The sequence below is a fragment of the Vibrio intestinalis genome (genome assembly GCF_025195085.2).
Taxonomy (GTDB): domain Bacteria; phylum Pseudomonadota; class Gammaproteobacteria; order Enterobacterales; family Vibrionaceae; genus Vibrio; species Vibrio intestinalis.
Window position 1 is genome coordinate 198715 of the sequence record NZ_JANAVY020000001.1, and the last position, 23363, is coordinate 222077.

The 23363-nt window shown below is 44.0% G+C and carries 24 protein-coding genes; 9 read left to right on the forward strand and 15 right to left on the reverse strand.

From position 1 onward, the window contains the following. Positions 1-42: 42 nt before the first annotated feature. The 4 genes from MU515_RS00825 to potA form a co-directional block, all read right to left on the reverse strand. Positions 43-1077, reverse strand: a complete 1035-nt coding sequence (locus MU515_RS00825) for an extracellular solute-binding protein (RefSeq protein ID WP_260258464.1) — start codon at positions 1075-1077, stop codon at positions 43-45. A 114-nt stretch (positions 1078-1191) separates the two neighbouring features. Next, the gene (potC, locus tag MU515_RS00830; RefSeq protein WP_260258465.1) at positions 1192-1962 is read right to left on the reverse strand and encodes a spermidine/putrescine ABC transporter permease PotC; all 771 of its coding nucleotides are present in this window, start codon (positions 1960-1962) and stop codon (positions 1192-1194) included. After that, positions 1962-2819, reverse strand: a complete 858-nt coding sequence (potB, locus tag MU515_RS00835; protein ID WP_260258466.1) for a spermidine/putrescine ABC transporter permease PotB — start codon at positions 2817-2819, stop codon at positions 1962-1964. Before potB ends, potC begins: the two co-directional genes overlap by 1 nt. Further along, positions 2803-3939 carry a spermidine/putrescine ABC transporter ATP-binding protein PotA gene (gene potA, locus MU515_RS00840; RefSeq protein ID WP_279256776.1) on the reverse strand — a complete coding sequence of 379 codons (1137 nt, stop codon included), beginning with the start codon at positions 3937-3939 and terminating at the stop codon, positions 2803-2805. The genes potB and potA overlap by 17 nt, the downstream gene beginning before the upstream one ends. A gap of 422 nt (positions 3940-4361) precedes the next feature. Between potA and MU515_RS00845 the strand changes: the two genes are divergently transcribed. The 3 genes from MU515_RS00845 to MU515_RS00855 are packed head-to-tail and all read left to right on the forward strand — an operon-like array spanning position 4362 to position 6643. Then, positions 4362-5168, forward strand: coding sequence for a DUF2189 domain-containing protein (locus MU515_RS00845; protein ID WP_260258468.1), 807 nt, complete (start codon positions 4362-4364; stop codon positions 5166-5168). Continuing rightward, the gene (locus tag MU515_RS00850; RefSeq protein ID WP_260258469.1) at positions 5161-5982 is read left to right on the forward strand and encodes a glucosaminidase domain-containing protein; all 822 of its coding nucleotides are present in this window, start codon (positions 5161-5163) and stop codon (positions 5980-5982) included. Before MU515_RS00845 ends, MU515_RS00850 begins: the two co-directional genes overlap by 8 nt. Before the next feature lie 4 nt (positions 5983-5986). Beyond that, positions 5987-6643, forward strand: coding sequence for a DUF2987 domain-containing protein (locus tag MU515_RS00855; protein WP_260258470.1), 657 nt, complete (start codon positions 5987-5989; stop codon positions 6641-6643). Positions 6644-6717: 74 nt separating this feature from the next. Here the strand turns inward: MU515_RS00855 and ttcA are convergent, their stop codons facing one another. The 11 genes from ttcA to ccoN form a co-directional block, all read right to left on the reverse strand. Beyond that, complete coding sequence (gene ttcA, locus MU515_RS00860; RefSeq protein ID WP_260258471.1) at positions 6718-7650, reverse strand: tRNA 2-thiocytidine(32) synthetase TtcA; 933 nt, start codon at positions 7648-7650, stop codon at positions 6718-6720. A 164-nt stretch (positions 7651-7814) separates the two neighbouring features. Continuing rightward, complete coding sequence (uspE, locus tag MU515_RS00865) at positions 7815-8762, reverse strand: universal stress protein UspE (RefSeq protein WP_260258472.1); 948 nt, start codon at positions 8760-8762, stop codon at positions 7815-7817. A gap of 143 nt (positions 8763-8905) precedes the next feature. Next, on the reverse strand, positions 8906-9655 hold the full coding sequence (fnr, locus tag MU515_RS00870; protein ID WP_260258473.1) for a fumarate/nitrate reduction transcriptional regulator Fnr: 750 nt from the start codon (positions 9653-9655) through the stop codon (positions 8906-8908). A 91-nt stretch (positions 9656-9746) separates the two neighbouring features. Then, positions 9747-10418: a sulfite exporter TauE/SafE family protein gene (locus tag MU515_RS00875; protein ID WP_260258474.1), complete on the reverse strand. Its 672-nt coding sequence runs from the start codon at positions 10416-10418 to the stop codon at positions 9747-9749. Beyond that, positions 10415-10591: a cbb3-type cytochrome oxidase assembly protein CcoS gene (ccoS, locus tag MU515_RS00880; RefSeq protein ID WP_260258475.1), complete on the reverse strand. Its 177-nt coding sequence runs from the start codon at positions 10589-10591 to the stop codon at positions 10415-10417. Before ccoS ends, MU515_RS00875 begins: the two co-directional genes overlap by 4 nt. Further along, positions 10592-12964, reverse strand: a complete 2373-nt coding sequence (locus MU515_RS00885; RefSeq protein ID WP_260258476.1) for a heavy metal translocating P-type ATPase — start codon at positions 12962-12964, stop codon at positions 10592-10594. It abuts the gene before it with no gap. A gap of 7 nt (positions 12965-12971) precedes the next feature. Then, positions 12972-13457 carry a FixH family protein gene (locus tag MU515_RS00890; RefSeq protein WP_260258477.1) on the reverse strand — a complete coding sequence of 162 codons (486 nt, stop codon included), beginning with the start codon at positions 13455-13457 and terminating at the stop codon, positions 12972-12974. 68 nt (positions 13458-13525) lie between these two features. Next, positions 13526-14506 carry a cytochrome-c oxidase, cbb3-type subunit III gene (ccoP, locus tag MU515_RS00895; protein WP_260258478.1) on the reverse strand — a complete coding sequence of 327 codons (981 nt, stop codon included), beginning with the start codon at positions 14504-14506 and terminating at the stop codon, positions 13526-13528. Beyond that, positions 14506-14679: a cbb3-type cytochrome oxidase subunit 3 gene (locus MU515_RS00900; RefSeq protein ID WP_260258479.1), complete on the reverse strand. Its 174-nt coding sequence runs from the start codon at positions 14677-14679 to the stop codon at positions 14506-14508. The genes ccoP and MU515_RS00900 overlap by 1 nt, the downstream gene beginning before the upstream one ends. 10 nt (positions 14680-14689) lie before the next feature. Then, positions 14690-15310 carry a cytochrome-c oxidase, cbb3-type subunit II gene (gene ccoO / locus MU515_RS00905; protein WP_260258480.1) on the reverse strand — a complete coding sequence of 207 codons (621 nt, stop codon included), beginning with the start codon at positions 15308-15310 and terminating at the stop codon, positions 14690-14692. Positions 15311-15322: 12 nt separating this feature from the next. Further along, positions 15323-16750 carry a cytochrome-c oxidase, cbb3-type subunit I gene (ccoN, locus tag MU515_RS00910; protein ID WP_260258481.1) on the reverse strand — a complete coding sequence of 476 codons (1428 nt, stop codon included), beginning with the start codon at positions 16748-16750 and terminating at the stop codon, positions 15323-15325. 258 nt (positions 16751-17008) lie between these two features. On the opposite strand from ccoN, the gene MU515_RS00915 reads away from it, so the two are divergent. From MU515_RS00915 to MU515_RS00940, 6 genes are all read left to right on the forward strand, one after another. Continuing rightward, on the forward strand, positions 17009-17371 hold the full coding sequence (locus MU515_RS00915) for a hypothetical protein (RefSeq protein ID WP_260258482.1): 363 nt from the start codon (positions 17009-17011) through the stop codon (positions 17369-17371). 391 nt (positions 17372-17762) lie between these two features. Next, positions 17763-18818 (forward strand): pyridoxal-phosphate dependent enzyme, encoded by a 1056-nt coding sequence (locus MU515_RS00920; RefSeq protein WP_260258483.1) that lies wholly within the window; start codon positions 17763-17765, stop codon positions 18816-18818. A gap of 9 nt (positions 18819-18827) precedes the next feature. Continuing rightward, positions 18828-20081 (forward strand): ATP-grasp domain-containing protein, encoded by a 1254-nt coding sequence (locus tag MU515_RS00925; RefSeq protein WP_260258484.1) that lies wholly within the window; start codon positions 18828-18830, stop codon positions 20079-20081. Beyond that, a complete protein-coding gene (locus tag MU515_RS00930; protein WP_260258485.1) occupies positions 20081-20917 on the forward strand; it encodes a Rossmann-like domain-containing protein in 837 nt (278 codons plus the stop codon). Before MU515_RS00925 ends, MU515_RS00930 begins: the two co-directional genes overlap by 1 nt. After that, a complete protein-coding gene (locus MU515_RS00935) occupies positions 20914-22134 on the forward strand; it encodes an MFS transporter (RefSeq protein ID WP_260258486.1) in 1221 nt (406 codons plus the stop codon). The genes MU515_RS00930 and MU515_RS00935 overlap by 4 nt, the downstream gene beginning before the upstream one ends. Before the next feature lie 11 nt (positions 22135-22145). Then, positions 22146-23195 (forward strand): hypothetical protein, encoded by a 1050-nt coding sequence (locus MU515_RS00940; RefSeq protein WP_260258487.1) that lies wholly within the window; start codon positions 22146-22148, stop codon positions 23193-23195. Positions 23196-23363: the final 168 nt, after the last annotated feature.

The window sequence follows — 23363 nt, forward strand, 5'->3', positions numbered from 1 at the left end:
AATAGGCAGCTAATGCTGCCTATTTTCGAGATTTAAGATGGTTTATTGGCCAGCTTTCAGTTTTAAGAAATACTCTTCGTATTTCACTGTCTTATCGCCAACCGCATCTTGCCATTCCACACGGTCAAGATCTTCTTGAGATGGGAATAGAGGCGCAACATCTTTAAACTTCGCGTTTGATTCTGCTACCGCTGTTAGGTAACCAGTATCGCGCGAGATTTGCTCTGCGATTTCAGGACGTAGTAGGAAGTCGATCATCTTGTGTGCCGCTTCTACGTTTTTCGCACCTGAAGAAATTGCAAAGTTATCAACCCAGCCGATACCGCCTTCTTTAGGGAATACTAGCTTAAGGTTCATACCTTCGTTTTGAGCCGCTGCAGCGCTACCGTTCCAAAGCATACCAACACCCACTTCGCCAGACATGTATGGCGCGCCTGGGTTGTCAGAGTTAAATACTAGAACGTTTGGCATTAGCTTTTGTAGCTCAGCGTATGCTTCATCAATCTCTTTATCGTTAGTGCTGTTACCTGAGTAACCTAGCTTACGCAATGCAATATGGAACACTTCACGGGTGTCATCCATCAGCATCAACTGACCTTCTAGCTCTGGGTTCCATAAATCAGCCCAGCTAGTGAAGTCATTTGGATCGTACATGTCTGCGTTAACCGCAAGGCCAGTAATCGCAACAACGTGAGGAATAGAGTAGTCGTTGTTTGGATCGTACGGTTTGTCCAAGTAGTTTTTGTCTAAGTTGTCGAAGTTAGACAGTTTTGACTTGTCGATCTTCTGCAACATACCTTCGTCACGCATTTTCGCTACGAAGTAAGTTGAAGGCACTACTAGGTCATAACCTTGGTTATGCGTCTTTAGCTTTGCATAAAGGGTTTCGTTCGACTCGTAAGTTGAGTAGATCACCTTGATGCCCGTTTCTTTGGTAAATTGTTCTAGGATATTACTGTTGATGTAAGGCCCCCAGTTCATAAATACCAATTCTTTGTTTTCGTCCGCTGCCACTGAACCAGAGAACAGAGAGAGCGCACATGCACTACCAGCTAATAAAGTAGCCCATTTTTTCATTGACGTTAGCTCCAAACTAAACGTTGCTGTTGCATCTAAAAGATTGAATTAACAGCAGTAGATAGAAAAACAGAATGACAAATGTCATTCTGTTTAGTGAAATTGAACGCGATTCTACTTTATTTTCTCTCTTGCTAGCAACTGAGAAGTGATAACAAGAACTAAAGAAACAATCAGCATTACGGTTGCGAGTGCATTCACCTCTGGTGAAATACCCACTTTAACCATTGAGTAAATCTTCAATGGTAAAATTTCATACGTAGGACCAGTCACAAATGAACTGATGATTACGTCGTCTAGAGACAGAGTAAAGCTTAGTAACCAACCTGCAGCAACCGCAGGTTTGGCCAATGGCAGAATAATCTGTTTTAAGATTACCCATTCACTTGCGCCTAAGTCTTTCGCTGCTTCTAGCATTTTCACGTCAAAGCCATTTAAGCGGCTATACACAGTGATAACCACAAACGGCAAACAGAATGTAATGTGTGCAACCAACAAGGTAAGGAAGCCAAGCTGCGCACCCATTACTAAGAATAGTGCAAGTAGCGAGATAGCCATAACAATATCCGGAGACATCATTACAACAAATAGCATCCCGTTGACTAAACCTTTACCTTTAAACGAATAACGGAATAGGGCAACCGCAGTTAAGCTACCAATAATAGTTGCAGCCGTTGCTGAGAATACCGCTACGTTTAATGAGTGCCACGCTGCCTGCATTAAACTGTCGTTATTGACTAGGGTTTCGTACCACTTAGTGGTGAAGCCACCCCATTTCATACCAAATTTGTTCGCGTTGAATGAGTTAACGATCAACACAATAATTGGTAGGTATAAAAATGCGTATACCAACGCCATAAAGCTAAATCTAATCGTGCGTCCCATTAGTCTAGCTCCACTTTCTTGTTCAACAATTTACCCGCTCTGTAGTAGGCATATAGCATCACAGCCATGGCTATGGTGAGGGCGATACTGGTCGCGGCACCAAATGGCCAATCTCGCGCATTGAGCACTTGGCTCTTAATCACGTTACCGATCAGTAGATTCTTCGCGCCGCCCAGTAGGTCAGCAATGTAGAACATACCTAGCGCTGGAAGCAGCACCAACAAGCAACCACCGATAATACCCGGCATGGTTAGCGGTAGAATCACTTTAGTGAAGGTTTGAATCTTGTTCGCACCCAAATCACGCGCAGCTTCTAGGTAAGTGTGATCGAGTTTTTCAATCGCGCTATACAACGGCAGAATCATAAATGGCAACAGAATGTAGACCAAACCGATCATTACAGCGGTTTCGGTGTACATTAAACGCATTGGCTTATCGATGATTTCAAGTGCAATCAGCGACTTGTTCAATACGCCTTGCGTACCTAATACGATTTTAAGACCGTAAGTACGAATCAGTGAGTTAGTCCAAAACGGCACAATCACTAAAAATAACATGATCGGACGCCATTTTTCAGGCATCTTCGCTACGATGTAAGCAAACGGATAACCAATCACTAAGCACAGTAGCGTGGCGATAATCGCCATGTAAAATGAATGCCAAAGTACTTTTGCGTACAGCGGATCCATCAAACGTAAATAGTTATCGAAAGTGAAGGTCATTTCGATAAGGTTGGCTTCATCACGGGTTAGGAAGCTGGTACCAATGATCATGACATTGGGAACTAACACGAACAGTGTTAACCAACCTACAATCAGCGCGATGATAGCGTTTTGTAGATTAATCTTGTTGCTCATCGTTCAGTACTACCTCCCAGCTTTCAACCCAAGTAATCGCCACTTTTTGGCCAAGAGAGTGGTCTACGTCTGGATCGTCTTCGTTGAAGAACTCGCTTACCATCACGCGCATACCCGATTCAAGTTCGATCACTGAATCCAGCGTCATACCTTTATAGGTGCGCTCTCTTACGTGACCCACAATGCCTTTCTCTTCAGACTCTTTGATCTCTTCGATACGCAAATCTTCTGGGCGAAGTAATACTTGCAGTTTATCGCCAACTTGAACGTCTTTGTCATCGTAGTAAACCACACACTCAACACCTTCAACTTCAGCGCGAATACGCTTGTCGTCAATACGTTCAATCGTGGTTGCGCCAAAGACGTTAATCTCGCCGATAAAGCGCGCTACAAATAGGTTCTTAGGCTCTTCGTAGATTTCACGTGGCGAACCGTCTTGCTCAATCACACCATCGCGCATAACGATTATACGGTCAGACATAGAAAGTGCTTCTTCTTGATCGTGTGTTACGAAGATGAAGGTAATACCCAATTGGCGCTGAAGCTGTTTAAGCTCGATCTGCATTTGTTTACGCAGTTTGTAATCCAGCGCGGATAGCGATTCATCTAATAGAAGAACTTTAGGCTTGTTCACTACCGCACGTGCGATTGCGATACGTTGCTGCTGACCACCAGAAAGCTGGTGCGGCTTACGTTGAGCCATCTTTTCAAGACGAACCATACGCAGTGCTTCCATAACGCGAGGTTCAATCTCAGCGTTGGCGACTTTCTGCATACGTAAACCAAACGCAACGTTTTCAAACACAGTCATGTGAGGGAATAGTGCGTAACTCTGGAATACAGTGTTGACATGCCTTTGTTCAGCAGGAACTTGAGTAACGTTCTGATTATCGAGAATAATGTCGCCATTATCCGCGGTTTCAAAACCTGCAATCATCCTAAGTACAGTGGTTTTACCACAGCCAGATGGACCAAGAATGGTAAGAAACTCACCATGGTTCACATCAAGGTTAAGATTACCGATGATTTCCTTACCATCGAAACTCTTGCTAATACCAGATAAACGAATGACTGGTTGTTCTGCTTGTTGTTTAGCGTTCAACGTCTGTTTTTCTCCCACATCGGTCATTTTCAAATCGATTATTCTAATGACCTGTAGTTACACAAAATAGAGGCGCGCATCATAATCACCAATAGTGTGAAATCAAAGCATTTTCTTATTCTGATACAGAAAAAATTTTGCAGGTAAAAGTAAACATTCTTTACCATACTGTTTTTATGCCAAAGACATGCAGTCTAGATGGCGCACAAGTACTTTAATCATCAAAAAATTAGTGTTTACGTCGCGCTTTTACTGGTTAATTATCAGCCATATAGTCAATAAAGCAAGCCGCGAATCCATAATAGATGGTAGAGTAGAGGGCTAATCGCTTATTTTAGCTGTACTCAATAAAACCGTACTCTTGATTGGTACGTACAAGTGATTGAGTTGATCAACAACAAAACTGGCTTAATGCTTAGCGTCAAGCCGCGGAAACGACAATGAACAAAGACATCGAAAAAGACTTTAACTTAGGTGGCAGCATCGAGCGGGCTATCTCTGGCGACTATGAACTTAAAGCCGGCGACATTTTCCGTGAGGCATGGGGCCACACCATTAAAAACTTTTTGTCATTCTCTCCAGCCATCGTTGTTTTGATGTTTGTTCAGCTGGGTATCTTTTATGTCGCGCTAAAATTGCAGTTGGGTGACCCGACTGTACTCTTGACCGCGCTTACCTCGCCGGAATCTGGCGCTCTCACCCCAAATATCATGCAAGCGCTGTTTATTGCCAATTTCAGTTATGAAGTCGTCAGTGCTCCCATTTATGCAGGCATCTGTTTAATGGCGATGAGCCACTCTGCTGGCTTATCGACTAAGCCGCGCCACATTGGCAAAGGCTTGCAGTACACAATCCCTGTGATTCTCGCGACCTTATTTAGTTTGCTACTACAAGGTGTCGCGGGCATGATTTTGCCATTTTTGTCTATGTACTTATCTCTGGCATTCAGCAACTCGATTTTGCTTATCTGCGAGAAGCAAGTACCACCAATGCAATCACTATTGCTATCCCTACGTGCAGTAAATAAGAAAATCTTCGTTTTAGCGGGCGTCTACGTAATGGTTATGCTGATGTTCGTTGCTGGTGCAATGTTCTATGGCCTAGGCTTGATTTTCGTACTGCCATTTTTCTTCCACGTGAAGGGCATCATTTACCGCAATATGTTTGGTATTAAGCTGAGAATCGTAGCGACCGATCGCCCTAAAGATGACGACGACAATAACGACTCACAGGTATTTAATGCGTAACTTTGAATCCTTTGCTGTAGCAGCCACTCTTGCCGTGGCTGTTTTTGGCTATTACCGATACGAACATAAATTGGAAATTGACGAGCCTATAGAGGTTTATCATTCTTCAATTATTGCCCATGCGGTTGGCGCAGCGCCTGATTTTGGAGCAATTCAAAACGTTCAACAGAAAAAACAAGCATTCTTTGACTACCTAACACCGGGTATTGCATTGGAAAATGAGCGAGTAATGAATGAGCGAATCCGCCTTGAACGCATCGCGAAACACTTCGAACAACAAAAGCTAACCGGAGAAGATCGTAGCTACGCTAAGCGCCTGGGCAAGCTGTACAAACATGAATTACCAGCGCAGGGGATTGACCAATCTTGGCTCGATGACATGCTGCATCGCGTCAACGTATTACCGCCTTCATTAGTTCTAACTCAAGCCGCGAATGAATCTGCATGGGGTACATCCCGTTTTGCCACTCAGGGTAATAACTACTTTGGCCAGTGGTGCTATGTGCAAGGCTGTGGGCTTGTGCCATTGCAGCGTGGAGATGGCGCAAAACACGAAGTGGCCAAGTTTAGCTCGGTACAAGAATCTATTCATCGTTACTTTATGAATGTGAACCGCAACAAGGCGTATTTTGACTTGCGTGAAATACGTTACGTGCGTGGTGAAAATGGTCAAAGCCTTGAAGACACCAATGCAGCATTAGCGTTGACCAATGGCTTACTAAAATACTCTGAGCGTGGTGAGGCATACGTCAAGGACTTGCAAGCAATGATCCGTCACAATGATGAATATTGGACAGACAATATTATCGAATAAATCAATGAAGAAAGTCTCGCTCACACTTTTATCGACAGCGCTTTTAGGCGCTGTTTGTTTACCTGCATCAGCTCAAGAATACATGTTTACCTATTCCAAGCTGTATACCCACATGAAGCAAAACGTGAAAGAAGGCCATGACGATGTCAAAGTCGGCTTTTTCTTTACTAACGCGGATACCAAAAAACTCTGCCAAATCGAAAAAGCGTGGATGGAGAAAGAAGAGCATTACGAGGAGTTGGTCATCTCTCCTAGCCACGAAGTGCTAGTACCTGTCGATGCCAATTTAAAACAGGCCAATCCTTTGGTATTTGTCGATACGCCTCAAGACCAGCGCTGTGATTTTTCTATGGTTGTGATGACCAAAAATCCGCTACAGGGTAACGTATCCTATCAAGAAGTTGAGAAACTACTTCCTCAAATGCAGTCGATTCTAGAACAATTAGGTGGGATGTTCGCTAGTTGGTTTACCCCTGATGTAGAAGGCGTCACGTTGGAGTTTGCTCAGCAGCAAGGGGAAGTGACCTTTTCTAACGGTCTGCGTAAACCAATCGTGGATGGAAAGCTGCAAGTAGCGCTAGATGAAATAGGTGATGGCGGCTATATGACATTGCCAGAACCGACCTTGCGAGTGCTGCCGTATTTACCCGATGCCAAGTAACACTTGGAAAAATAGAAATCACACAGATACAAAAAAGGTCGCTGCGGCGACCTTTTCTATTCATTAAATGCTTATTATAGGTTTGTCACGTCAAGCTGAAGGCTTGGGTCAAACTCTTGCACGCGATCTTCATCATCAAATTGCTGTGCTGGCATCTCTTCTTTGTCGAAACCGATATCGCCGCCGTTGATTACGCCAGAGTCACGGTTGATTGATTTGAAATCGAAAAGTTCATGGTCAGCAAGGTGGCTTGGTACCACGTTTTGCATTGCGCGGAACATGGTTTCAATACGACCCGGGAAGCGCTTGTCCCAATCATTGAGCATTTGCTTGATGTTCTGGCGCTGTAAGTTCGGCTGAGAACCACATAAGTTACACGGAATGATTGGGTATTCACGCATATCGGCGTACTTGATGATGTCTTTCTCACGACAGTAAGCCAACGGACGAATCACCACGTGCTCACCGTTGTCTGACACTAACTTAGGTGGCATACCTTTCATCTTGCCGCCATGGAACATGTTCAAGAATAGCGTTTCAAGAATATCATCACGGTGGTGACCAAGCGCGATCTTAGTTGCGCCTAGCTCTTTCGCTGTGCGGTACAAAATACCACGACGCAAACGAGAACATAGTGAGCAAGTTGTTTTACCTTCAGGAATCTTATCTTGAACGATAGAGTAGGTATCTTCTTCGACAATCTTGTATTCAACACCTAGCGACTCAAGATACTCAGGAAGAATGTGACCAGGGAAACCCGGTTGTTTTTGATCTAAGTTCACTGCAATCAAAGAGAACGAGATTGGCGCGCTCTTTTGCAAACTCATTAAGATTTCCAACATAGTAAAGCTATCTTTACCACCAGATAGACACACCATGATGCGGTCGCCATCTTCAATCATGTTGAAGTCTTGAATCGCTTGGCCAGTGTTGCGGCGAATACGCTTTTGAAGTTTGTTGAAGTTATATTGTTGAGCTTTAGTACGCTCTTGAGTTTGCTCGGTCATTTGCTTGCAGTCTTTTCTTGTCATCATTGTTAATGTGCAGATTCCAATTAGCTGGAATAACTACGAAGGGCGTATGATACGGATAAATGCGGCAGATGCTAGTTCTAATGACTGAGTAGATAAAAAAATCCCCTTAGCGAGGCTAAGGGGATTGGTTAGATAAGTTAAATAGCGGTGGTTGGGTCAAGAGGGCTGATGTATCCCTCTGGTTTTAGCGCCAATATGTCGCAGTTAATTTTATCGATAACATGCTCTGCCGTATTACCAATAAACACCGCAGACAACCCAGTGCGGCCTGTCGTACCAACAATCACCATCGCAGCATTCAGCTTTTCTGCTGCTTCAGGGATGATATCTTCCGGTAAGCCTTGCTCTACAATGGTTTGCTCTTCATCATAACCATGTTTTTGACGCAGCGCCTTCATCGCGGTTAAGTGATGGCCGCGCACTGCATCGGTATAAGTTGCAGGATCAAACTCTGGCAATTCCACCGTAATATTGGCTGGCGTCACAGGGTAGGCATTGACCAAATACGGTTTTGCGCCCAAGCGATCGGTTAAGCTCTTAAGCTGTTCAACCATGCTGTCATTCAAGCCCAAGTGGGTATCATTTTCAGATCCAACATGTACTGAAGCAAGAATACTTGCATCCTCTGGCCAATCTGAATTCTTAACCAACAATACAGGAGATGGGCATTTGCGCAGTAAGTGCCAATCAGTAGGGGTGAAAATCACCGACTCCAACACATCATGCTTGCGCGTACCTTTGATCACAATGTCATGACCGCCAGAATACACTTCAGAAATAATCGCTTCATAAGGGCGGTTATGCCACACGACAATGACATCAAAATCAACACTGTCATTCACATAAGGCTCAGCGACTTTTCGCATCCACTGTTCACGCTGATGAATCACACCTTTACGCATCGCGTTACGTTCATCGACTGATAGCATAGACGTCATGTCGTAAGAGAAGTCGTAAATAGATAAGAAGAAAGTGACGTGACTGCGCGAGCGGCTTTTGGCAGCGAGTTGCATAGCTCGAGCTAGAGCGGGCTGTTCATCATTGTTGATATTGGCAACAACTAGAATTTTATTATAGATACTCATAGTAAACTCCTTAGAGAAGAGGAGACTTGTACTTAAGTCACTAAGTTTACTGTAGCGTATTTCGATGAAGGTTTTTAGAAAAACTATACGGAAGATCGAAGAAGTATGATGTAGCTCAGTTTAGAGCTACATCATTGAAGTTATTAAGATTCTGTTGAAACGCCAGCCAATTGCATCAATGCATCGTGGTCAAGAATAGTGATGTACTTGCCTTTAACACTGAGAATTTCTGATTTTTGGAAGCGGCCTAAAAGACGGCTAATGGTTTCAACGGTTAGGCCCAAGTAGTTACCGATATCGCCACGAGTCATGGTTAAACGAAACTCGCGCGGGCTGAAACCACGTTGCGAAAAACGAGTAGACAAGTTGTATAAAAACGCCGCCAAACGTTCTTCTGCGTTCTTTTTAGAAAGCAGTAAGATCATTTCTTGGTCGCCTTTAATTTCGTTACTCATTAAACGCATAATTTGTTGACGAAGCTTAGGCATCTTGCCTGATAGGTCGTCTAAAATTTCGTATGGAATTTCACATACCATTGATGTTTCTAGAGCTTGAGCGAAACTAGGGTGGCTATCGTCAGTGATAGCGTCAAAACCCACCAAATCACCTGCTAAGTGGAACGCAGTGATCTGCTCATCACCTTGTTCTGTGATGGTGTAACTTTTAATCGTACCTGAACGAATTGCGTAAAGAGACTTCAACTCATCGCCAGCTTTAAATAGCTCTTGGCCTTTTTGAATCGGTTTTTTACGTTCAATGATTTGATCTAACTGGTCGAGTTCAGATTCATTTAGCGTAAATGGAATACAAAGCTGACTAATGCTGCAATCTTGGCAGTGTATTGCACATCCGCCCGACTGAATGCGTTTTGTCGCAGGCTTTTCAGAAATCATAACAACCTTTCACTATTTGATATACATCAATATTTTATCACTCTTGCGTCATAAAAGGTAGTGAAAAAAGGTGCTTAAAAACAGCAATCTATCAACGTGACATCAGGATAATGAGTGAACCATACGCTGTATAAACGCCATACGTTAAGATCGCAAGCGCAGCAATGTTTCTAAATACTATCGATTGTTGCAGGTTGTGTAGATAAGAAGCGCCGTAGCCTACTGCTAGCATTGCAGGCAAGGTTCCAAGACCAAAAGCCAGCATGATAAGTGCACCATTTACACTACCACCAGAGACTACCGCCCAAGTGAGCGTCGAGTATACCAAGCCACAAGGAAGCCATCCCCAAATAAAGCCAAAGTAGATCGCATGATGAGATTTTTTTAGCGGTAACAGAGCATTTCCCGCAGGAGAGATTTTACGCCAAAGCGCTTGGCCAAGTTTTTCAACCACTAATAAACCTTGCCACCAACGGGCTAGGTAACACGCTAATAGCACCATAAAAAGGGCAGCGGCAAGACGCAACCATGCGAAGGCGTGCGTAATATTGGCAATGTTGGCTAATGAAGATACCGCGCCACCAATCAGACTACCAAACAACACATAGCTGCTGAGTCGGCCAAGGTTATAGTAAATAGGTATTGCAGCGCTTGGTTTTGATTGCCCCATAGAAAGCAATGAGGCGATACCGCCACACATGCCCATGCAGTGCCCGGCACCAACAAGGCCTATTACAAAAGCGGCGATCCAATCAGGAGTCATTGCTTATCTGACTCTTTTGGTTTGGATGGCGCATCATCCTCATCAAATAAAATGTTGTGGCCTTGTCGTTCTAAGTCTTCGAATTGCTCGTTTTTAACTGCCCATAAGAACACAGCAACGGCGACACAAACCAACACGATTGCGATAGGGATGAGAATATACAAACTTTCCATTTATTTCCCCTGTTCCTTAAGTAGACGCAGTGAATTAGACACCACAATAATCGAACTGGCCGACATGCCCACCACAGCAAAATAGGGCGCGACCATACCAGCTACCGCTAAAGGCAATATCAATAAATTATACCCCAGAGACCATGCAAGATTCTCAGCTATAATGCGGCGAGTCTTTAATGCGAGCGCTCGTGCTTTTAGCAATCGATCCAACTTATCACCTAACAGCACCATATCCGCTGACGCTTTAGCGACATCAGTCCCGCCGCCCATCGCCACAGAAAGGTGAGCACCCGCAAGGGTTGGGGCATCGTTAATACCATCGCCGATCATCATGGTGACATCATTGGCAGCAACAGACTTTAAATAGGCCAATTTGTCTTCCGGCTTAGCATCCGCCACTATATTTTTAATACCCATTTGGTTGGCCACCAACTCAGCATTTTGGCGGTTATCACCAGTAAGCAACGTTACTTTAATACCTGCATCTTGAAACTGCTTAATCAAGTCTTGCGATTCAGGCCGCACGGGATCGCGATATTCAAACGTCGCGCAATACTCGTTATCAATAGATAAGTATATCGAGTTTGGCTGAGCGGATTGTGTGTCACCCAGCACAAATTCAGCGCTGCCTATTTTTACTAGCTGTTGTTGATAGTGTCCCTGCAATCCGCTGCCAATGATGTTTTCGACATCATCTAAAACAACCGCCTGCTGTTTATATGGCAGAAATGCGCGCGCAAGCGGGTGGTTTGCATGAGATTCTAGCTCTGCAGCGATGGCCAAAAGTGTCGATTTGTCATAGCCGTCAGCCACCTCAACCGAACTGATTTCTATATCACCTTGAGTTAGAGTACCGGTTTTATCAACAATCAAATGATTCACTTTGCACAGCGTTTCGAATACATGGCTTTTACGTAGCAAAATACCAAAATTACCCATTCTAGAGGTCGCACAGGTAAGCGCCGTTGGCGTTGCCAATGACAGCGCACAAGGGCAGGTGGCAACTAATACAGCAAGCATGATCCAAAATGCATCTTCGGGTTGATGCTGCGTCCAATACAACCAAGTGCCAATCGCTATCAGTAAAATCGCACCAACAAAATAGCGTGCTACCACGTCGGCGACTTCTGCAATTTTTGGTTTAGATAACTGAGCTTCATCTTGAAGGCGAACAATATTCGAGATGACCGATTCAGCCTTAGAGGCGCTCACCTCAAGCTCAAATGCCTCATCACCATTTAACGAACCGGCAAATACACTATCACCCGCCACTTTTACTACGGGTAGCGATTCACCCGTTAACATGGCTTCATCGACATGAATACGCCCTTGCAATACAAAACCATCTGCGGGTATATGTTCGCCGGGTAGCACTTTAACTCGATCGCCAATACGTAATGATTTAACCGGAATTTGCTTACCTTCCAACGTGGTTGCCATTGCAGGTATCAATTTAAGCAAGTTCCCACTCGCCGCTGCGGCTTTTCTTCGAGCGCGCATCTCCAAAAAGCGACCCACCAGTAGAAAGAAGGCGAACATGGAAATAGACTCGAAAAACACTTCTCCTTGCTCTGTAACGGTAGCGATTAGACTCGCCACATAAGCAAAGATCATGGCTATCGATACTGGGACGTCCATACCTAGAGTACGGCTTCGAATACTACGCCAAGCATTCATATAAAATGGCAGTGCAGAATAAAGCATAACTGGCGTTGCGAAGATCAAACTGACCCAGCGAAAGTAGTTTTTAAACTCAGCGTCGAGATCGCCAAACACTTCTAAATAGAGAGCGACTGCCAACATCATCACTTGCATGGTCGCAAGGCCTGCAATACCAAGGCGATACAAATATTGTTTCATTGAGCGGTGATAGGCGGCTTCTTGTTGGTCAGCCTCAAACGGAGCGGCTTTGTAGCCGAGTCGATGTATCACGGCAAGCAATTCGCTCAATCGTGTTTGTTGCTTATCCCAAGCGAGAATCGCGCGGTTAGTCGTGGTATTAACACGAATCTGACTCACACCTTGAGTATGGGAGAGTTGTTTTTCAATCAGCCACGCGCAAGCCGCACAAGAGATGCCATCCAGTGACAATGTCACCTCTGCAATATTGTCACTGTTTCGCACAAACTCCAATTGCACCTCTTCATTGTCGTAATGAATCAGTGCTTTAAGTTGTTCAGGGACAAGGTCAGCTTTTTCAGCGGGGGCGGTACGATATTGGTAATAGGAGACAAGTCCACTATCGACGATAGTCTGCGCGACTGACTCACAGCCGGGGCAACACATATCTCGAGTTTCCCCGAGAATTTCGACTTTGTAATCCGTGTTGACTGGTACATCTTCACCACAGTGATAACACGATTTGCACATAAGCGTCCTAGTTCATTAGCCTTGTCGGCAACGAGGAAGGAAAGTTTACTCTTCCTTGGATAATCCATTGCCCATCATGAGGGCTCAGTTTGACAAACCACGGGCCTTTAATGTCGATGGTTTCATCGACGATAAAACGATAATTGCCTTTCGCATCAGAAGAGAGCATACGCGAGAAATCACGGTCTTCTAATGTCCTGTGGGCAAATTCGGCTGAAAGAGCAGGGTAATGGTCTAATTGGCCTCTATCAAACTGAATAACGATTTCACGCCCGTTCGTCATAACATCTGCTTGAAGTTGTAGCTCTTTAGCGATTTTAATCTTAGACAGGTCAATGTTAATGCCTTTTCCTTTTTTATAGTAATCCTCGGTAACAAGTGAAACTTCATTTTGCGCGAAAATAATGACCGTAATAATGGTCCACACGACAACTGTGAGAGGTAATGCGATCAGAAACCACGGCCAAAACTGCTTATACCAAGGCTTTACCATAAAAAAGATCTCGAATTAATAAGAAATGGGAAACGAAAGGCAGCCCCAAACAGGGGCTGCCACAGCAATTACTCTTGCTCTGAGTTAGTTAAACTCCAAACATACGCTGATACCAACTGAACCTTGTCCTCACCGAGGATATGTTGCCACGCAGGCATCACACCAGAGCGACCATTCATTACGGTTTCAGTCACGGCAGCGCGGCTACCACCAAATAACCAAATATTATCAGTTAAATCAGGCGCGCCAACGGCAGGGTTACCTTTACCATCTGTGCCATGACATGCAGCACACACTACAAAGCGGGCTTTACCAGCCTCAGCATCTTTTGCATTCACCGAACGGCCAGACAAGCTCAACGTATAGCTAACGACTTCTTTCACGCCTTGCTCACCAAGCGCATCTTTCCATCCAGGCATTTGACCAATACGGCCTTGCATTACCGTGGTAACGATCGCTTGCGGCTCACCGCCATATAGCCAAGCATTGTCCGCCAAGTTAGGAAACCCTGTTTGGCCTCGCGCATCTGAACCATGGCACTGAGAGCAGTTTTGTAGGAACAAACGTTGACCCACTTTAACCGCTTCCGAATCTTTCGCGATTTCAGGTATCGATTTTAAAACGTCACCGCCATCGACATAAGATAAGCGCTTAAAGGCTTCACCAAAGTAGGCGTCTGCATCGTCCAGCTCTTTCGCATATTGATCAAGCTGCTTGTTTTGCTGAGATTCAGAGATAGACGTTTTTGAATCAGCGATGTTTTTAACCGTTTGGTCTGAGCTTTGCCAACCGAGTAGGCCCTTAAAGCTGCCTAAACCTGGGTATAACGCTAAATAGACCGCGGCAAAGATGAACGTACTTACGAAAAGGTAAGTCCACCATTTAGGTAACGGGTTGTTGAGCTCACGAATGCCATCGTATTCGTGCCCCATATCTTCGCCTTCCTCTACGCCCATGGTGTCTTTTAAACACCAGTAGAGCAGGGCTGCACAGCCTAGCAAAGTGCCGACCGTGATAATGATAATCCAAAGACTCCAGAACGTATCCATTACTTGGTCTCCCCTTGTTCATCGGTTGGCTTTTTCTCTTCATCAGCAAACACAAGGTTGGCGGCTTCTTCAAATCTAGCCTTACGGCTCTTGCCATAAGCCCACCAAACCACACCAATAAAGCTGATGAAAAGCACTATGGTCCAAATACTGTGAATAGTACCTATATCCATAATCGGCTCCTTACTTCATTGCATGGCCAAGAGACTGTAGGTAAGCGATGATGGCATCCATCTCGGTTTTACCTTCGACATCTTTCTCAGCATTTGCAATTTGTTCATCTGTATAAGGAACGCCAAACTGATCGCGGAACAATTGGAGTTTCTTCTGTGTCACTGCGCCATCGATGCTATTCTCAGCCAGCCAAGGAAAAGCTGGCATATTTGACTCTGGCACAAGTTCACGCGGGTCAAGCAAGTGAACACGGTGCCACTCATCAGAGTAGCGGCCGCCCACACGTGCTAAGTCAGGCCCTGTACGTTTAGAACCCCATAAAAACGGGTGCTCCCAAACGCTTTCACCAGCCACAGAGTAATGCCCATAGCGCTCTGTTTCAGCGCGAAATGGACGAATCATTTGGCTATGACATACGTTACAACCTTCGCGGATATAGATATCACGGCCTTCCATTTCAAGGGCTGTATAAGGGCGAAGATTGTCTACTGGTTCGTTGGTTTGTTTTTGGAAAATCAGCGGAGTGATCTCAACCAGCGCACCTAAGCTGATTGCAAATACAATCAGAATTGCCAACAAACCGACATTACGTTCAACTAGCTCGTGGCGATTGTTCGAATTATTACTCATTCTAAAATCTCCTTATGCCGGCTGCGGAATAGCTTTAAGACTATTCTTTGGTGCTGTTACGGTTTTATACGTGTTGTACGCCATTAAGAACATACCCGCCAAGAATATAAAACCACCAATAAAGCGCACGGTATAGAACGGGTAGGATGCTTCAACCGATTCAACAAAGCTGTAGGTTAATGTGCCGTCAGAGTTAACTGCGCGCCACATCAGACCTTGCATCACACCTGAAATCCACATCGCAACGATGTAAAGCACCGTACCGATTGTTGCTAACCAGAAGTGGGCATTGATCAAGCTAACCGAGTACATGCGCTCTTGGGCAAACAAACGAGGGATCAAGTGATAGACAGAGCCAATCGATACCATGGCAACCCAGCCAAGTGCGCCAGAGTGTACGTGGCCTATCGTCCAATCGGTGTAGTGGGACAGGGCATTAACCGTCTTAATGGACATCATCGGGCCTTCGAAGGTCGACATGCCGTAGAAAGAGAGCGAAACAATCAAGAAACGCAAAATAGGGTCGTAACGCAGTTTATGCCATGCACCTGATAAGGTCATAATACCGTTGATCATGCCGCCCCAAGAAGGCGCAAACAGCACTAATGACATCACCATGCCTAGGGATTGAGTCCAGTCAGGTAGAGCGGTGTAATGTAAGTGGTGAGGGCCCGCCCAAATGTAGAGCGAAACCAATGCCCAGAAGTGAACAATGGATAAACGGTAAGAGTAGACAGGGCGCTCAGCTTGCTTCGGTACGAAGTAATACATCATACCCAAGAAACCGGCCGTCAAAAGAAAACCTACCGCATTGTGACCATACCACCATTGCACCATGGCATCGACAGCACCTGAGTAGATGGAGTATGACTTACCAAGGCCAACAGGTATCGCCATGCTGTTAACGATATGCAGCACAGCCACCGTGATAATGAATGCACCAAAGAACCAGTTTGCCACATATATGTGCGAGGTCTTTCGTGTTATCAGTGTTCCAAAGAACACCACCGCATAAGCAACCCAGACAAGGGCGATTGCGATATCAATTGGCCATTCTAGCTCCGCGTATTCTTTACCTGAGGTATAGCCTAAAGGCAGTGTGATTGCGGCGGCGAGAATGATCGCTTGCCATCCCCAAAAGGTAAATGGAACGAGTGGGCCTCCGAATAAACGTGTTTGGCAAGTCCGTTGCACCACGTAATAAGAGGTGGCAAAAAGGGCACTTGTACCAAACGCGAAAATAACCGCATTGGTATGTAGCGGTCTTAAGCGACTGTACGTCAACCATGGTGTATCAAAGTTGAGCTGTGGCCACACGAGTTGAGCAGCGATCAAAACTCCAACCGCCATACCGACTATTCCCCATAAAATGGTGACTAAAGTGAATTGGCGAACAACGGTATAGTTGTAGTTTTGCTCATGCATTTCTAATTGGCTCATAATTGCATGCTTCCGATTTATAATGACTACACTTTACTTCCAGTACGACTCATGTCGTAATGCCACCCAAATCCTTAAGAAATACCTTAGTGTTTCAGAAGGTTAATTATTCTTTACGATTTTTATCAAAAGTGGCACTTTCAAGTTAAAACTATACTGCAATTAACAATTCAATGACAGAAAAGTAACCTTACTAACGGTCAGGTTTTGATTTTTATTTGAAAACTTTGAAGTTTGTTACACGGAGAACTCACTCAAATGGCGGCACAGAAGCTTACAAAAGCACGATTAATCCAGATATTAGTGATGTTAAGTCTGCTTATCATCGCCTTCTTTTGGAGAACCGCAACGTATTCACAACAGCACAATGTGACATGCAACTTGCAACAAACTTGTACGTTTAATGTTAAGGGTGAGCAGTTTAGTGTGGTATCGAAGCATGGTGTAATCTTCGTTGAAACACCAAACACAGAATGGAAGGTAACAAGTGAGACCAAGCAATTAACACTTATCCAAGAAGAAAGTGTTTGGCAGTTTGAACAACCAACAGATAGCAATTTTGTTTTAGTGTTAACTCATAGCCAACAAGCAGAAGCTATCAAATTGGTGCTGAACCAATGAGCGTAGATTAAAAACGAGAGGATTTAAGACTTGCCGCTGTACAAATATCTGAGTCGAGTTCAGTCATTTGCAAACTCATACTCAACATAGCCGCCAAACTGGCGGCTATGTGCATTTTAGCTGCGCTTCCACTAGTAAAAGTACTGTCAAAATAACATGTTAGAAACGATATAACTCCCTTCCGCCATATATAACCTGCCTACAACAATCTTTAAGTCACTGATTATAATTAGTATTTTATAATCAAGATTAAACGGTAAGTAGCATATCAACATAAAGCCCCAACAATGTGACACAAAGCTAAATACTATGTTTTAGGGCTAATCCGCTATGTTACATTGCACCAAATGCGATCTATTATCATTCTCCTTTAGTCAGTTGGAGAATAATAATGCAAGTTTATCCACACATAACTGAAGCTATCCAGCACCCTCATATCATTGATATAGGGGATCAGGTTTATGTTGCAAAATTTGAATGCATGAAAGTGTATTCAACACTTACTGCGATTGATCATCTCATTAAGAAAGGCACTCTTAAAGTTGGAGACACTGTGGTTGATAGCTCCAGTGGAATCTATGCTCACGCCTTAGCGCTCGCATGCCATCGGTTTGGTCTGAAATGTCATATCATCGCATCTAAAACCGTAGATGACAGTTTCAAAACTCAACTGTCGCTACTCGGGGCAACGTACGAGCCAGCTCCGTCAGGTCAATCTCTTAAGCTTGATCAAGAGTTTCGAGTAAACCGAATCAAGCATCTTCTTGCCGAGTCACCGAACGTGCATTGGATGCAGCAATACCATGACGACATTCATTATCTTGGTTATCAAAAGTTTGCACAAAAGATTTGTCATAGTCTCGATCTCGTCCCTGACGACTCTTTAACGCTGATTGGTGGCGTAGGGACAGGTTGCTCAACAGGTGGAACCGCACATTACTTGCGTGGCCAAGGCATCAACCTTAATGTTCAGGGAATTCAACCGTTTGGCAGCGTAACGTTCGGTGCAGAATTTGTAGATGATCCTGAAGCGGTAATAGCAGGTATTGGCAGTGCCATTCCATTTAACAATGTTAGGCATGACATCTATCAAGATATCCACTGGATGAGTTTTAACACTTGTTTGAGCGGCTCGTTGGCGTTAATGAAAGAACACGCCATTTTCGCGGGTTTGTCTTCTGGGGCTGGGTTAACCGTCGCTCGATGGCTGCGTAATACTGGCCACAAATCGCCAATTCTTCTTATTGCTCCCGACACTGGGCACCGTTATTTAGAAGCTGTGTTCCAACGCCCACATCTTGCCGAACCCATTGATTCATTAGAACCAAAGAAACTTTCGCACCTTTCAGAATTGAGCATGCCTTGGAGTGTAATTCCTTGGCCGCAACTAGAAACACACTTTACTCCCAAACATTACAAGAATAACCGTTTAGCAAAAGTAGGATAGGAAAATCACATGGCACATTTATTAGTACTAGAAAACTGGGTATTTGGAACAGGGCATTTGTTACCGAAAAAAATACGAGCACTAGGCCATAAATTCACCTTTGTAACGCGAAACAAAAGCCATTACTGTGACGATAGAACCAACAAGATTCATCCCATTTTTGAATTGGCCGATCACATACTGACATGTGAAACCAATGATCCAGATATCTTGATTCCTTTCCTACAAAAACAGCATGAAGTACTTAAGTTTGATGGCATCTTAACCGTTTGTGATTACTACGTAGACGCCATTTCAACTGTTGCTAAAGCATTAGACTTACCTCAAGCCTTTTCGTCAAACGTAGCGCAAGTAAGGAAAAAGCATCGCGTGCGACAACTCATTGATGATGCAAACCTACCAAATTGTAAATATAACGTCGCCTACAACTGGGAAGAGACACTAAGCGCAGCTAAGCAATTAGGTTACCCCTTGGTTATAAAACCATCCGATTTAGCTTCTAGTGCGCTGGTTGCGCTTATTAATAATGAGTCAGAGCTCAAGCAAGCATTTTCAGATATCGATGAGATGAAAGTTAACTTTCGAGAGCAGAGGCGAGAGCCGTTATGGCTTCTAGAAGAGTACATGACCGGTGAAGAGTACAGTGTTGAAGCCTGTACCTTCCGAGGTGAAACCACTATTTTGGGCATCACCGATAAGAGCATTACTGGTGAACCATTTTTCATTGAAAACGGGCACATGTTCCCCGCAGACATTGAAGAGATCCAAGCCAAACAGATAACTGATCTGGTACTCGAAACTCTACAAGCTGTTGGACATGACCATGGTCTATCCCATACAGAAGTGAAGCTCACGCCAGAAGGACCAAAGATCGTTGAAATTAATTCACGCCCTGGCGGAAACTATATAGCGGAGTTAATGGAGATAGTAACAGGGTTTGATGTATTAAAGGCGCATATTGAACTTGCGCTAAATATTAAGCCAGACGTTGAGACCAAAACGACCAAATGCCAAAGCGCCGCCGTTCAGTTCTACGTTCCTCATCAATCCGGCATCATTCAACAGATCAATGGTATTTCACAACTTGAGCGACATGACAAAGTACATCGTTTCCAATTTGAAGATCTGGTTGGCAAAACGGTCGAGCCTGCGATAGATAATGCGACCTACCTAGGCCATGTCATCACCTTTGATAACAGTGGGAAGGGCGCTAGGAAAATCGCCGAGCAGCTCATCAATCAACTCAGTGTAGAGGTGGAATAATGCATCAATGTCACTTCAATACGGTTGAGGATATGATAAATGCAGCGTTGCAAAGCAAGCTTGGCGAAGATCCAAACCAAATTTATGCAACCGGTGCATTTGATATCGTTCAAACAACGCAGTTTCCTAACACATCCCACCGCTACTTTAATCGATACATTGTGTTTAGAGTTGGAACGAGTTTCGGTGCGTGCTGCATAGAACAAAATCAAGTAGATCGAAATACCATCGCAAACCTATCAGGGGAAAGCATTGCAACGCTGCTCCAGCATGACTCATTAGTTGTCAGAATTGCAGCTCTTGATGCCTATTTAGGTAACCTTTCACCCTTACGGAGTGAACCCATTGCTGAGAGAAGAACCTTAGACTTGGGAACACCAATCGAAAGAGCCATCCAAAGAGATCGTTATATTGTTGAAATGCTGCAATGTGAACCTAATGAAACCGTTGGCTTAATTGGTGTTGTCAATCCGTTAGTAGAAGCAATAGCAGAGCAGGGAGCAATCTGCCTTCCATGCGATTTTAATATGGAGAAAACAGCTTCTGGCATTACTGTCGAAAAAGATATGACTGCACTTTTTGAACGTTCAGATCAAATCATTGCGACCGGTATGACACTATCAAACGGAAGCTTTGATCAACTCGTCCAATGGTCTCGGGTATCAGGTAAGCCATTAACCATCTATGCACAGACCGGAGCTAACATTGCTAAGCAATTTATGGGAAATGGGGTACATAATCTACTAGCTGAAACCTTTCCGTTTTCTCAGTTCAGTGCAGAAGAAACGCCTGTTTACCAATTATTTAGCGCAGAGGCAGGCGATAGTACTTCATGAGTAAACACACCTTAAGCCCCGCATTAATGAGCTTACTATTTTACACGTTGTTTATGGTAGTTGGCTTCACTATGTTGATGCCTTTGGTGACGGTGTATTTTGTTAACGACCTCGGCATGACTGCTGCGGTCGTTGGGCTCGCATTAGCGGTGCGACAATTCACACAACAAGGGTTGAGTGTCATCAGTGGCTTTATCGCAGATCGCGTTGGGATAAAGCCTCTGCTCCTGTTTGGATTGCTCATTCGAGCGTTCGGATTTATCTTCCTTGCGTGGGCAACCGATACGTGGCAATTGTTCTTTGGCCTATGTCTCTCTGCAATTGGCGGCGCACTATTTGAAACACCTTACCAAGCAGCCATAATCAAACTTACCACTCAAGAACAAAGATCTCATTTCTATGTGCTCAGTAACTGGGTTGTGGGAGTAGGGACGACTGTAGGTCCATTGATTGGTGCTTTACTCATCGACATCAATTTCGCCACTGTTTGTTATGTCGCGGGCGGATGCTTCATCGTGAACTTTATTCTCGCTATAAAGACAATTCCAAACTCTCTCGACAATCCAGAAGAAGCAAAAGACAAATCCGGAAAATCAGATATTTGGAACAAAAAGAACAAGCCATTTTTCCTGTTTCTGATTCTAATGACTGGTTACTGGTTTGTATCGATGCAAATAAACATTACCTTCCCGCTGTTCATAGAACAGATTACCGAGGATCGATCAAGCGTAGGGATAATGTTCGCCGTCAGCGCTCTTATTACCGTAGTGCTCCAATATCCTTTAGTTAAGTGGATGCAAAAATATTGCAGTGATTCGAGCATCTTGATTATCGGTATTGCACTTATGTCTGTCGCTTGTCTATCAGTAGCGGCTTTCGAGCAAAGCTATATTTTATTCTTAACCAATGTGGCCATTTTCTCGATAGGAGCACTATTAACTAGGCCAACGCAACAAAACCTAACCGCATCGTTCGCTAAAAGTGACGCTGTAGCAAGTTTCATCGGCATCAGTATGTTGAGCCTAGCAATCGGTGGCGGGTTAGGGAACATGGTTGGCGGCTGGCTATATGATAAAGCTTTTTTAGAGCAGCCACCGACATTTCCTCAATGGTTACCTTGGGTTTGCTTTGCATTGATTGGTACAATTTGCGCTATCGGGATGTTTTATTTGTTTGCAAGTCAAAGAGATAGAGCAGCTAGGCATGTTACCAACTAGAAATAATACATATGACACAATTTCGTTCATCTATATCATTGCTTGCACTCGTACCATTTGTCGCCTCGGCGAGCCCATTTACGATACAAGACTTAAAGCACCCAGAAATTGATAACTCACATTTTCCTTACGTGATCTCCGATGCATACCCTCATAGTGCAGAGACAATAAACACTTATCTGCAATATAGGTACTTCGAAACACCACTCAAACGTGAGGTTTTTGCCTCCAAATCGACTAATCCACTAAGATTTGATGATGAATATCGAAGTGTTTACAGCATGTATGAACACAAAGTAGAGCAGTTTACTAACTATATTCAGATTACGAGCCAAGGAGACTCATGTGGTGCTTACTGCGAATACTTCTCTAATAGCATATTGTTTGACAACTATAGCGGTCAACCAGTTACGTTAATAGATCTATTATCAACAGATGGGCTTAGGCAACTAGAGAAACGCATTCAAACGCTTAATATTGAAAGAATAAAGCCATTTATAGCAAACGAATCTAGTAGCACCGCTGATGAATGGGATATCGCCATCTACAATATGTACAATTACTGCTATCAGGACATAAAAGATTTTCACACATTAGACAAAGACACTCGTTTTTATACGCATGAGGGTACGTTAACGATTGAACACGGACGCTGTTCTAACCATGCGTCACGAGCATTGGATGACATAGGCAACTTCTCCAATACATTTTCTTTTCAAGAACTCAGTCAATACATGACACTCGAAGGGAAACGGTATCTTTCCAATCAGAAAGTAGCAAATTTACCTCGTAAGACACTTTACGGCGTTTACCACGGGAAAATAGCCAAGTACCCAATAACAATCGTTGGCACGAAGCATAACTTCTGGGCTTACTGGTATAACAAATACCAAACACCAATAGGCTTATCGTTTGAAAAAGTGAGCGATACCGAACTTAGATTCGATGAATCTTCAGAGTCCGGCAAAATAGAATGGGCTGTAGAAAAAAAAGACCACGAGTTTGTCGGCACATTCAATGACATCAGCCAGAATAAAATCATGAGGATCAGCTTTCAATAATCAGGCGAAACAAACACAAAGAGCGACACGCATAAACGTGGCGTTTAAACACAGACGTAAAGAAAACCGCAGCTAAGCCATTATTAAAACACTGATAATGTTTTAATGATTGAGCAAACAGCCATTAATAATCAGTTATTTAATGATTAATTAAATAACTGATTATTA